Origin of the sequence: Vibrio thalassae (assembly GCF_900089835.1) — a bacterium.
GTDB lineage: Bacteria > Pseudomonadota > Gammaproteobacteria > Enterobacterales > Vibrionaceae > Vibrio > Vibrio thalassae.
This window is the reverse complement of the sequence record NZ_OANU01000117.1, coordinates 1-12650: the sequence shown is the minus strand read 5'-3', so window position 1 is coordinate 12650 and position 12650 is coordinate 1. Positions and strand designations below refer to the sequence as shown.

The following is a 12650-nucleotide window of genomic DNA, read 5'->3' as shown; positions in this document are numbered from 1 at the left end:
AAATAAGTTTCCTCTTTATCGACATATTTAGCAAGTCACAGTGACAAGATCGCTATCCCTGTCTCATCAGAAATAGTCCGAACTTGTTCTTCGTTATCCAACTTAATAGACCATTTGCATTCTGCGCCATTAGCCGACAACACACACGCAGGTAAAATGAGTTGTAACGCATCGACCTGTACTTGCAGCGTGGCACTGCTGGAAGATAGCCTCACTAGTATTTCATGGGGAGTAACAATGACTTTTCCATCTGAAAAATGAACGATCATCGATTAACCTTTTTGTGTTTTTTCACCGCAATGGTCAAACGACTCGTGCACACCAATCGTTGTTTCTCATCAGTAATGTCGATTTGCCAAACTTGAGTTGATACGCCTAGATGTAAAGGTTTGGCTGTACCAATAACGTGGCCAGAGCGCATTGCTCGAACATGGTTGGCATTAATATCTAAGCCGACACAATAATGAGCATCATCAACACAGTAATTCGCAGCCAATGAACCTAGCGTCTCAGCCAACACCACAGAGGCTCCCCCATGGAGCATGCCTAGCGGTTGATGAGTAATATGAGTTACTGGCATTGTTGCACTCAACGAGTCGTCAGTGAATGCCGTGTATTCGATCTGCAAGTGTTCAATTAAGGTGTTTTTAGACGTGCGATTTAACGCCTCCAATGAGAGATTCTTCTTCCAAATACTCATCGATAAATCCTATACTTAGGTGAAGTAATTATAAGAATGATGCCTGTCGTTAACGCGAATGGCAAATATCAAAATGTCGGTAACACGTTTACCCATCCTCGAACTAACGGGATGGATAACATTGAAAGGAGTCTCCCATATGAAGACTTGGACAAAGGCTTGCTGCATAGCAGTGATCACTTCTGCTATTGCAGCATGTTCATCGTCTCCTACTGGACGAAATCAACTGATTCTGTTTTCAGATGCACAAATGAGTCAACTAGGTGCTCAATCTTTTGAACAAATGAAGAAAGAGCAGAAAGTCAGCACAGATAAAGCGGTAAACGCTTATGTTCAATGTGTGGCAAAAGCGATTACAGATCACGTGCCACCCCAGCCTGAATTCAGCGAATGGGAAGTGGTTGTATTCGATTCCGATCAGGTCAATGCTTTCGCACTACCCGGTGGAAAAATCGGGGTTTATACCGGTTTATTGAATGTCGCCGTAACACCAGACCAGCTCGCTACGGTGATAGGCCATGAAGTGGCTCACGTTTTGGCTGACCACAGCAACGAACGTTTATCCCAATCACAATTAGCCAACACGGGACTGCAAATTACTAATGCCGCACTAGGTGGCTATCAGTATCGAGATGTAACAATGGCAGCGTTGGGCGTTGGGGTTCAATATGGCGTGATATTGCCTTATGGCCGAACTCAAGAATCAGAAGCAGATATCGTTGGTTTGGAATTAATGGCGAGAAGTGGGTTTGATCCTAATCAGAGTGTTGAACTATGGAAGAACATGGCAAAAGCTTCTGGGGGAAATCAACCACCTGAACTTCTCTCCACTCACCCGTCTCATGATACTCGTATTTCAGACTTACGTGCAAAAACTGCCACGCTAACCAAGTACGATACGTTTAAACCTGACTGTAAGTGATCCCGTTTCGCCACCTCTAACAAATAAATACTGTAGAGGTGGCTTGCTTCGCTTTGCCCATGTGAATGCCGCCCCATCTCTCTCAAAATACCAAGTGAGGGTGTGAAGAATCATATTACCCTCGTACAAATACATGTCGCGAAACTAAATCCGTTCAAAATCACAACTCACCTCGAAGACCTGACCCTATACACAAGTTAATAAATTTTAACTTGCCTTAACACCTTGTTTACATAAAGCTAACAGTCGGTCTACTGAGACCACTATGCCGATACAACTATAAAAATGAACTTCTAGCTTTCCGAAAGGACATAAAGATATGAAACAAAAAGCTCTCCTAATCCCACTTGTCTGGGGAATAACCCCTGCTGTCTTGGCCGCAGGATTTCAAGTGAACGAACACTCTGCGTCAGGCTTAGGTCGCGCATTTTCTGGAGAAGGTGCCGTTACCGATAATGCATCTGTGCTTGCACGCAACCCTGCAGCCATGACTATGTTTAGCCACGCCCAATTTTCTGGTGCCATTTCCGTCGTCGATCCTGACATTAACATCACCGATACAACTAATAACCAAGAGATGAAAGACGTCGCACCGATGCAGTTCGTTCCCGGCGCTTATTATCTCTCTCCCATTAATGATCAGTGGGCATGGGGAATCGGACTATTTAGTAATTACGGCGTAGCTACAGATTATCCAGATGCGAGTTACTCAGGTGACCTTGCTGGTGACACATCTTTAGTCTCAGTGTCATTGAACCCTAATGTTGCCTACCGTATTAACGATTCATTCTCAATTGGGGTTGGGGTCAATGCTGTCTATGCCCACGCCAAGCTGAATCGTCACAAAGGGATATTAGCGGATGCGGTATTTGGTGGTTCTCCAAGTGATAAGCTTGTCTCTATGGAAGGTACCACCTACGCATTTGGCTGGAACCTTGGTGCGATGTATGAAATCAATGAAAACAACCGTTTTGGTTTTTCTTATCGAAGTGCGATAGATCTGGCATTTAAAGATGGTGACTTCTCTAGCTATGACACGGGAATCTCTACCCCTGCCGATACCAAAGCCGACTTAGATGTCACACTGCCTGCCATTTGGGAGTTCTCGGGCTATCATCAATTTGCTAGCCGCTGGGCGGTACATTATGGCATTCAACGCACTGAATGGAGTGATTTTAAAGAACTTAAAGCCACATCATCAACATGTACTGGAGGTACGCCTCCGGGAGTATGTTTCTATAAACAGGAAGACTACCAAGACAGCAACCGCTATTCACTTGGGTTTACTCACTTCTTAAATTCAGATTGGACTCTGCGTGCTGGTTTTGCCTACGACGAACAGGCCGGAAAAGCGACGTTAAGTATTCCGGATTCAGACCGTTACTGGTACTCAGCGGGTTTGACTTATCGCATCAATGACAAGATGACATTGGATGCAGGTTTTACCTACATCGATGCTAAATCGGGATCTTTTACTGAGAAGAACAAGTTGGATGAAGAACTCGTGTTCACTGGTAAATCAGCCGCTTATATAAGCGCGATTCAGTTCAACTACCAGTTTAATTAATTCCAGGAGAATAACGATGAAAAAGCTACCACTGGCACTGATCATTTCAGCTTCATTACTCCTCTCTGCTTGCGGAGATGAAGGTGAACTCGTTGGCACTCCGACGACACCAAACTATGAGTCTTACATCCAACAATCACTTGCACAACCAACTAAATTAGTCTTTACGTTACAAGGCAGCAATGCAGACGTTCCGTTTCCTACATTTGCGTTAATGAACCAAACTGATGGAACATTAGAATTACCCACTGGCGGAGATGAGTCACTTACCAACCCAATAGCTGCCATGGGCCAGATGGATGGTTGGTCGACGACTTCCCCTATTTCGATTAAATTTGCAGCCCCACTAACGCCGTCACCTGATCCTTCATCTGTCACTCTCATCAAGTTGACCGAAGGTTTAACATCAGCATCGCCAGCACCAGAAACTGTACTAACTTATGGTACCGACTATGTGGTTAGTACTTCAGGTAATAACCTCGTCATTGCTTTACTCAAAGCCCTCGAACCATCAAGTGAATATATCATCGCAGTAAACGACAAGCTTCTTGATATGAATGGTGAAGCGGTCGGTACATCACAGGGCTATGCCGCTCTGAAATCAAGTGCGAAAATCTACACCGAAGGCACGTTAGCAAGTGCACAAAAAGTAGTACAAGGGACTGAACAGCTCATCGCTGCCGGCACTTCTAACACAGTAAATACCACGAATATTGTCTATTCCACTTGGTTTTCTACTCAATCTGTTGGACAAACTTTGTTTGCGACTAAGTCTATGATTGCGGCTACTTTGCTGCCAGAGTATTCACCAAGTGATATTTGGAAAGGTGTCGCAAACCCCAACAATGTGGCGATTGATGACTTGGGTGAAATGACATTTGGAGTACCTGAAGATTATGCACAGGCTCTCGCAAACGATAGTAACTTTATTCGTTACATCAACACCGAGGACGCACGCAACACGCTCTTAAGTGTCTATGCAAATGCGGGTACTGTTAACGTGACAAAAGGTTCTGTCAAACTGCCTTATTACTTAGAAACTGGTACGAACTGGAACACCCAACCGTTTGAATCAGGCTCACCTAGCTTAGCCGTTATTAACAGTATCATTAGTAACGATGATGAAAAGGCAAACTTTGTAGCGCAGTTGGTTGCCAAGGGGATTGACCCTAGTGCTTTTGAGTCTGACCCGGCATCGCAACTACCCAAGCTAATGGGTACTACATTTACTAAGTTAGATGGTTCAAGGTATGACGAAGAGCGTATCATCACTCGCTATGCACCAGTGCCAGCGGTAAAATCGTTACCGGACGTCAACTTTTTATTATTTACTCCGACATCCGGTAGTATTTCTGGTTTGGTAATTTACCAACACGGTATTACTTCTGCTAAAGAGAACGCGTATGCTTTTGCCAAGAATTTTACTGATGCAGGTTTAGCTCTCATTGCTATTGATGCTCCTATTCATGGTGAACGTAGCCTTGATGCCCAACGTTCGGCCAATGAAAGTGTATTAGCTTACATGAACTTGAGCGTCTTACCCGTCGCTAGAGACAACATCCGCCAATCCATACTGGACTTGATGACATTACGATATGCTATATCAGCCAATCAAGCCGCTGGGGCATTGGCAACAACCCCCTTGGCTACCTTACCAAATACCACGACTACGCAACCTAGTTTCTTAGGACACTCCTTAGGTGGCGTTTTGGGCGTCCCCGCCGTAGCTCAAGCTAACGCGCCAATGGGTAACGCAGCAGATGCTATGTTTGGTTTTTCAAGAGCAGCGTTCGTTAACTCAGGGGGGCAAATAGCGAATTTACTCTTCGGCTCTGACTTTTACGGCCCGTACATCACACACAATATTGCACTTCAGGGTAGTACTGGCTACGGTTCTTACGCGAGTGCTAATTGCGGTGGAGAATCAGAGGCACAATGTTTAACAGAGTTTGAAAGTACATCAGCCAGCAACTTACCTGCTCTACTAGCGGAGAACTTACAGTTTATTTACGCGACTCAAACCGTTGTAGACACTGCTGATCCCTATACCAATGCTGATGCATTGATTGCAGAGGGAACGCCCGTCTATATGGCGCAAGTCAAAGATGATAACACTGTGCCCAACAACGTTCTCAGTGCTAAATATGTCACGCCATCACCAATGGCAGGCACTGAACCTCTTGCGACAAAATTTAACTTAGCCGTTTTTGATAGTGCAACAGGGAGTGGTAACAGTGCTTCACCATTTGTACGTTTTAGTGATATTGGCAAGCACTCTACCTTCATTTCGGTTCAAGACACCGATAATTTCAGTGATTTGGCGTCTCATGAAGAGATGCAGTCGGAAGTTGTTAGCTTTTTAGCCACTGGAAGTAGTGCAGTTTCTAACGCTAATTCAGTGTTAGAATAGACGTTAATTAAGAGATATAAAGCGAGTTGTAAACTCGCTTTTTTCATTTTATTACGTCAAGAGACACTAACGCCCCTGGTACCATCATCGTCTTGGTAACATGTTCATTTCTCCTCAAGCGTTTCTATGTCGAGACTCATCGCCACTCTTTGAGAAAGCAGCTCTTTGTAGGCCTCCATGCGTAAGCCCAACGCAACACAAATGGCTTTATCGATGAGTTATCGATTAGTTGTAAAACAGCAGCTACAAGGAATGTTGCTTGTCCAAACTTGACCATTTAGTCATAAAAGGTAAGACCATTAACTTTGGCTGTTGCAACGATGCTGCAAAGTCGAACTTTTTGCAAATGTTAGATTTAGTTAACACTTTTGTTACTTCGCTCTTTTAGTATGAGGGTATTTTCTATAACTTACTCACCCACTATTAATAGATTTGTCATTTATGAGTATTTCTATGTCTGAAAGTAGCTTCACTTCAAATACTAGGTATCGTTTTATTTCAAAGAGTAATTCATCGTTTAAAGTCCGCATTCAAACCTTGGAAGGTAAGGTATTGCACCGCTCGCTAGGATTCATTCGGCTTGGAGAGGAAAAAGCCCTTGAGAAAGCAGTCCAGCTACGTGATGAGCTTGGGGTAGAAATTTGGGGACAATTTTGGTTTCGCTTGTTGAGTGAGCCATACATATTGAAAAGACTTCCCAAAAGTGTCGAGCCTAAAATTATCCATAAACCAAAACCAACGAAGGACGACCCAAATAACCGATACTCTTGTTATATTGCTAAATGGCGTGAGTACAACATGACTGGGGAGTATAAAAACAAAACGATGGTTCGCTCCATTAACAAGTACGGCAAACTTACAGCTTACTTAGAGACAAAAAAAGCATTGCTCGATGCCTACCAAGATAGACTCGATTTATTATCTTTTAAAGGACGCTTAGAATAGCTCGGAGGCGCGCTATTCGGTGTAGATGAGCTTGATGACCAACGATGGGAAATGGAGGGTGGTCATAGAGAAATAAAGTCATCACTGCTTAAGAAAAAAATCCTCTAGCCCACTACAAAGGCAGAGATGCCCGTCAGAGTTACGGGGAGAGCTTGAGCTACTATACCATCTGTTATCACACGATAAATATGGCGAAACAAAAACGGAGTTACATCCAAATCCATGGAGCCTCTGACAACCTACAGCCAGTTTTGATTCCAATCGCTATCGCTTCTTCATCAATCCAAGAGGTCAGAGAGCCGCGGTTGTTCAAGGGCTTCATTATACTGCTTCCAGTTAGTTGTTTTGTAACGAGGTTTAGGCATGAGGTTACGACGATTGATGAGGATGGCCGATCAGATCGTAGCTTCTTGATTTAGTGCCATCGATTTAAGCAACAAAGCCCACCAGCATCTAAAACTTCTCGCTCGAGTTGGCTGACACACGATACAGAAAATAATAAATCCTTAGCTTGAAGACGACGCTCCCAACCATATTCTCTCTGTTAAGCAGGAGACAGGATCTACCTTAGAACTATAAAGAAGCAGAGCTCAAAAGTACACCCAATAATGAGAATGCCAGTCAGCTAAGCTAACTGGCACTCTCTATATTGGGGTCGCTTTTCAGTATTTAGTAGCAGGTTAAATTACAAAAGTTCTACCGACTGCTGAGCGATAACAAACTCTTCGTTAGTTGGAAATATATTAGTACAACACATGCGCATTTTAAAGATCATCTTCGCAATCGCTACTTATGATTGTGACCAAACAGCAGCCCGCCTGGGCTGCATTGGATTTGATATGACAGAAGAAGCAAAGCTTGAGCTCGTTAAGTCTCGTTTTGAAAATATTGACGACGATGATCTGATGGATGGAGACGAGTTCTTTGATTCTCTCGACAATAGTGAAAGCAACTGGTCACACTGCCGCGAAGCGGGCCAGTCTCAATGCTAATCCGTGGCAGCCCATATACGTTTTTACTCATCCGCGGGGTGGCAGTGACAAAGTCGCTTGGTAATTAAGGTACGACAGAATCGCTTGATGATCACACATTTGTTACATGCCCCGTCAGCACACCTTTGGACAGAACCTTGTCAGTGACTTTCCTAATTTAGCAACTAATGGATAACTACAGGTATAGAAAGTCGTTAGCTTTAAATCCGATATCAATAGTGCTGTCCAGTCGGTTGTAATCCATCAACAGTGCAACGAAAAAAGCAACCAAACTCAAATAATTAAGTAATGCTATTTCGTTGATCAACAGATAGAAACTACAATGCTTCCATATTCATTGGAGGTCATATGACAGTAAGATTAGAAAAATTATTAGTGAGCAATTTTCGCTCAATTGGCTCCACACCTGTCGAGATTGAATTAGACGATATAGTCATTTTGGTTGGTGGGAATAATTTTGGCAAAAGTACAATACTAAAGGCTTATCATTCAGCAGTTAACAGCGAAAAACTTGGTTTAGATGATTTTCATAATCGAGTTTTTGATAAAAATACCTTACCAACGGTAGAGATACACACACGTTGCTCAGGAACTGATAAACCGAGTGAGCATTTCTACACACCAGAAGAGAATGAAACCGAAGAAACTTCTTATCTAATTAAAGAACGCTTCATTTGGAAACAGAAAGACAAAGCGCCTACTAGATATGGGTACTTAGTGAAGGAAGGCCGTTTTGCAGAAGATACTGATAAACCAAGAATGCCATGGTCTAATGATGGCGCTTCTAAAAAGAATAGACCTAAGGCACATTTAGTAGGCACATTTAGCAATCCAGAAGAACAATCTGAAGCGATTCAAAGCATTTTAGTTGATGTGTTCTTAGAAGAACAAGTTAGGAACTTCAAACCAAAAGAGCAAGATGCAGATTACTCTTCTCTGTATGATCAAATGTCGTCCTTAAAAAAAGAGTTCGTAGAACAAAGTACCGAAACTCTGGAAACCTTGGCTGAAGAAATCTCTCAATATGCTTCCAAAATCATCCCTAGCCATAAACTAAAAATAAGCATTAGTGAAAAAGATATTGCCAGTTCTAACCTGAAGATTTTTGATTCATCAGAAGTAGATGTGCGATTTGGTAAAGGAGAACAAGTGTTCCCAATTAGCCATCATGGTAGCGGTGCTAGAAGAACGTTACTCTGGTCTGTTCTGAAACAAATTGCTGAAATGGGATACGAATCCTCTGGAAAGAAAACAAGTAAATATAATAAGTTAGAGGATTTCAAGTCACACTTACTACTACTAGATGAACCTGAATTAAGTTTACATCCTTCAGCCTGTAGAGAGACAAGGGACATGCTATATAACCTTGCCGAAAATAATGAAAACTGGCAAGTAATGATAACAACTCACTCCCCAAGTTTTATCGACTTAACCCGTGATCATACTAAGATTATTCGAGTAGAAAATAACTCGAATGATGAAGTTGAAGCGACAACAATTTTTCGACCAGATCAAATCAACTTTACTGAAGATGAAACAGAATCATTGAAATTATTTAACCTACTAAACCCAGATGTAATGGAGTTTTTCTTTGGTGGTAAGGTTTTCTTAGTTGAAGGCGATACTGAATACACTGCATTTGGTAAAGTAATCAAAGATTACAAAGAAAAAGATGATACAACTTTTGATGACTTATTCATTCTTCGCTGTGGAGGAAAAGTGCAAGTTTCAATGTTCATGAAAATTCTCAATCACTTCAAAAAAAGTTACTTCGTACTTCATGATATTGACACTAAGGAAATCCTTAAATACCGACAAATGAAAGACGATGTGACAGGTAAAAAGGAAAGAAGACCTAATATCGAAAAAAATCCTGCATGGACTAACAACAGTAAAATTCTTGAACAAATGTCAGAATACAGCCAAGTGTTTGGCTCAATTATTGATTTCGAAACGGCTTATTTCAATGAGCCAGTTTCAGCAGGCAAACCTGAGAATGCTGTTGCTAAAATGAAAGATAAAAAGATTTACAATACGATTGAAAATTTGTTGTTAGCTATTGTTACACAAGACAAAACTAAACTTCCTTCAGGAGCCATTGAATGGGATGCAATAGAACAGATAAGCGATAAGTTTGACTCATTCGCAAACTCATTCCCAGATGTTATCCCCCTCTGGCAGGATAGTTGTCACTGTTAAAATTTAGCCAGTTTGGGTGGTAATGAGTGAGTTTTGAATCGCATTCCAACAGAAAGAAAAGAAGCCATATTGAAGAAGCTACTGCCTCCTTATTCAATGTCTGTAAGCCAAGTAGCAAAAGAGGAAGGTATTAGCACAGCAACCCTGTATCATTGGCGGCAGCAACTTAGACGTTCAGGAGCCGCTGTGCCAAATAGTAATACTTCATCAGAGCAGTGGTCTGCTCAAACTAAACTCGCCATTGTCGCTGAAACTTACTCGATGACGGAGAATGAACTCAGTCAGTATTGTCGCGAGAAAGGCTTGTTCCCTGAACAAGTGCAAGGTTGGCGAAGTGAGTGTATGCAAGGGTTTATGTCTGCTAAAGAGCGTGAGGCTGAAGCCAAGAAACAAGCTAAAGCTGACAAGCTTGAAATTAAAGAGCTGAAAAAAGAGTTACGCTTTAAAGAAAAAGCGTTAGCGGAAACCGCAGCACTCTTGGTTCTGCGAAAAAAGCTGAGAGCCTTTTACGGGGAAGAGCCAGAGGACGACTAACCTCAACCGATGAAAGGCACTACTTGGTTACTCTTATCCACGATGCTAAGCGAAGTGGCTGCCGTCTAGAGTACGCCTGCAATGAAGTTCAAATCGACTTGAGAACGTATCGACGCTGGTATCAGCGAGGTGAAATACAGACAGACAAAAGACCGACCTGCGTTAGGCCTGTGCCTGCTAACAAGCTATCACCGCAAGAGCGCAATGCGATTATTGAGGTGTGCAACCGCCCTGAATACGCAAGTTTACCACCAACTCAAATTGTCCCGACGTTGCTTGATAACGGTGAGTATATTGCTTCAGAGTCGAGCTACTATCGGGTTTTGAAAGCAGAAGGTCAGCTTCATACCCGAGGTCGTCAGCGAAGTCGACAAAGGCAGGCTAAACCAACAAGTTATACGGCAACAGGTCCCAATCAAGTGTACACATGGGACATAACTTACTTGCCATCTAGGGTTCGCGGTCAGCACTACTATCTCTACGTGATTGAAGATATTTATAGCCGAAAAATCGTTGGTTACGATGTTTATGAATGTGAATGCGGTGAGTTAGCATCACAGCTATTACAGCGGACGCTGATGCGTGAGCAATGCTTTAATCAGCCACTGGTACTTCACTCGGACAATGGTGCGCCAATGAAGTCACTGACGTTCAGAGCGAAAATGGATGAGCTTGGTATTACTTCATCATACAGTCGCCCGAGAGTCAGTGATGATAACCCGTATGTTGAGTCGCTGTTCCGCACAGTGAAGTACATGCCTAGCTGGCCAACAAAAGGCTTTAAACAACTCGATGCTAGTCGTAGTTGGGTTGAGGCGTTCGTGCGTTGGTACAACACCGAGCATAAGCACAGTAAGTTAAATTACGTTACGCCATCAGAGCGTCACAGTGGTAAAGATAGTGAGATTTTAAGACGTCGTTCTGATGTGTTGTCGGTAGCAAGAGAGCGACACCCAGAGCGTTGGTCAAGCAAGATTAGGAACTGTGAACCCGTTGGTGAGGTTCATCTAAATCCAGAAAGAAAAGCCGCTTAATAACTAAGCGAATGATGACAACTACCTTGAAAAACGCCGTTATTCCTAAACTGCCAAACTAACTTCAGGAGGCTATACCGCCTCCTTTAAAATACGAATTCTAACGTATTCACATTCTAAATGAGTGATATCTGCCCCAATTAAATCAGATTAGATTTAATTGGGGAAATGCACGTCCCTAAATTTTGTAGAGTATTTAGTTTAACGCATAACGGGGCAAAGGTGTGTTTTCCGCGATCGGCTTCAGCACACCTTTGGACAAAAGCGTACTAGACCTGATGCTTTAGAACGGCGGTGTCTACTTAGAAAAAGTATGTTGAGACTTTGATCATTTGTTAGCAATATTTAGAATGGCGGCCTGCTTATAGGGCGGTCTCTGTATAAGAAATACCTTAATTGGTCAGCATTTAGTCTTCTAAAATTATAATACCTTACCTGAGGATCGTAATTATTTAGTTTTTCAGGGTCATAAAACGAAACGTTTTTCTCTGACAAAAATGAAAAACCAATGGACTCATCTAGGTAATTCTGACCTCCAACTGGAGCAAGCCACCCTTTCTTAAGGGCTTCGTAAGCTAGCAGCCAATTGTTACCTTTTAGCTCTTGTGGGGTCATTAGACTTCCCCATAATTCAAACGTTTCTTCGCCTAAAATCAAACCACGCTGCTGTGCATCCAAAGTTAAGAGAGCTACGAATGAATTTTCAATACTCTTTATTGTTGCGACCACTTCTGAAGTAAACTCAATGTTGAGTAGCATCATTCCCCATATAGCCCAGCAAATTTCGCTAGTGTGGTTCTGTCTAGAGTTTTCAGTAATAATAAATTCTAGAGTTTCTTTAATCTCTTCAATATCGACTTGGATACCCGCATTTTTATAGAACGCAATAAAATCAATCACGATTGGTAATGTTGATGGTTCTGCGGTAGCCCATTGTAAAAGTATTCTCTGGTACAGTGCATAATTTGAACTTTGAACGATATGGGAAGATGTTCGAACTACTGCATACTTTAAAATAGGCTCAAAAGGTTCTTTTGAAAGGTAATCCATTGTCATATCGAAAAATGACAACAACGTTCTTCTTTGAACGCCAGCAGTTGCCATACTAATATCAAATTTTTGAAGTTCATGTAACCACTCAGGGCGGGATTCCACTTTGAATAAATATTAGCCAAATATTATTTTTGAGCGATATTCACCAGACCAACCTGACTTTCTACGTTTGGCAGCCAAGCTATCTTTGTCACTCTCATCCTGCTTTATCGTGTTCAACGCAGCACGATTAAATGCCGCTAAGTGAGCAGCTCCATCTGGGTCTTTTACTTTTAGTTCATCTTCTCTGAATAC

General features: G+C 42.3%; 10 protein-coding genes and 2 pseudogenes. 7 read left to right on the top strand and 5 right to left on the bottom strand.

The genetic code is table 11. The features are described from left to right. Positions 1–35 precede the first annotated feature (35 nt). Both VTH8203_RS20065 and VTH8203_RS20060 read right to left on the bottom strand, forming a co-directional pair. Positions 36–269 carry a DUF3389 family protein gene (locus VTH8203_RS20065; RefSeq protein ID WP_096995247.1) on the bottom strand — a complete coding sequence of 78 codons (234 nt, stop codon included), beginning with the start codon at positions 267–269 and terminating at the stop codon, positions 36–38. Next, positions 266–700, bottom strand: a complete 435-nt coding sequence (locus tag VTH8203_RS20060; RefSeq protein ID WP_096995246.1) for a hotdog fold thioesterase — start codon at positions 698–700, stop codon at positions 266–268. Before VTH8203_RS20060 ends, VTH8203_RS20065 begins: the two co-directional genes overlap by 4 nt. Before the next feature lie 139 nt (positions 701–839). On the opposite strand from VTH8203_RS20060, the gene VTH8203_RS20055 reads away from it, so the two are divergent. The 4 genes from VTH8203_RS20055 to VTH8203_RS20040 all read left to right on the top strand — a co-directional run bounded on the left by VTH8203_RS20055 (position 840) and on the right by VTH8203_RS20040 (position 6544). Then, positions 840–1622 carry a M48 family metallopeptidase gene (locus VTH8203_RS20055; protein WP_096995245.1) on the top strand — a complete coding sequence of 261 codons (783 nt, stop codon included), beginning with the start codon at positions 840–842 and terminating at the stop codon, positions 1620–1622. 319 nt (positions 1623–1941) lie between these two features. Then, positions 1942–3189 carry an outer membrane protein transport protein gene (locus VTH8203_RS20050; protein ID WP_096995244.1) on the top strand — a complete coding sequence of 416 codons (1248 nt, stop codon included), beginning with the start codon at positions 1942–1944 and terminating at the stop codon, positions 3187–3189. A gap of 16 nt (positions 3190–3205) precedes the next feature. Then, positions 3206–5599 (top strand): VolA/Pla-1 family phospholipase, encoded by a 2394-nt coding sequence (locus VTH8203_RS20045; protein WP_096995243.1) that lies wholly within the window; start codon positions 3206–3208, stop codon positions 5597–5599. 453 nt (positions 5600–6052) lie between these two features. Then, the gene (locus VTH8203_RS20040) at positions 6053–6544 is read left to right on the top strand and encodes a Fe3+-citrate ABC transporter substrate-binding protein (RefSeq protein ID WP_096995242.1); all 492 of its coding nucleotides are present in this window, start codon (positions 6053–6055) and stop codon (positions 6542–6544) included. Between the two features lie 262 nt (positions 6545–6806). Here VTH8203_RS20040 and VTH8203_RS20035 read toward each other — a convergent pair. After that, a pseudogene (locus VTH8203_RS20035) lies at positions 6807–6909 on the bottom strand (IS5/IS1182 family transposase); the annotation flags it as partial. 474 nt (positions 6910–7383) lie between these two features. On the opposite strand from VTH8203_RS20035, the gene VTH8203_RS24640 reads away from it, so the two are divergent. The 3 genes from VTH8203_RS24640 to VTH8203_RS20020 all read left to right on the top strand — a co-directional run bounded on the left by VTH8203_RS24640 (position 7384) and on the right by VTH8203_RS20020 (position 11303). Beyond that, on the top strand, positions 7384–7536 hold the full coding sequence (locus VTH8203_RS24640; protein WP_158296207.1) for a hypothetical protein: 153 nt from the start codon (positions 7384–7386) through the stop codon (positions 7534–7536). Positions 7537–7884: 348 nt separating this feature from the next. Next, entirely contained in the window at positions 7885–9735 is a 1851-nt protein-coding gene (locus tag VTH8203_RS20025; protein WP_096995240.1) for an ATP-dependent nuclease, read from the top strand. Positions 9736–9768: 33 nt separating this feature from the next. Continuing rightward, positions 9769–11303, top strand: a protein-coding gene (locus tag VTH8203_RS20020) for an IS3 family transposase (RefSeq protein WP_370739262.1) whose coding sequence is annotated in 2 segments (ribosomal slippage) — positions 9769–10231 and positions 10231–11303 — 1536 coding nt in all. Because the reading frame shifts where the segments join, the coding sequence is not laid out codon by codon here. A 345-nt stretch (positions 11304–11648) separates the two neighbouring features. On the opposite strand, the gene VTH8203_RS20015 is transcribed toward VTH8203_RS20020, so the two are convergent. After that, the gene (locus tag VTH8203_RS20015) at positions 11649–12407 is read right to left on the bottom strand and encodes a hypothetical protein (protein ID WP_096995238.1); all 759 of its coding nucleotides are present in this window, start codon (positions 12405–12407) and stop codon (positions 11649–11651) included. A 63-nt stretch (positions 12408–12470) separates the two neighbouring features. Beyond that, positions 12471–12650 (bottom strand): annotated as a pseudogene (locus VTH8203_RS20010) (ISAs1 family transposase); the annotation flags it as partial.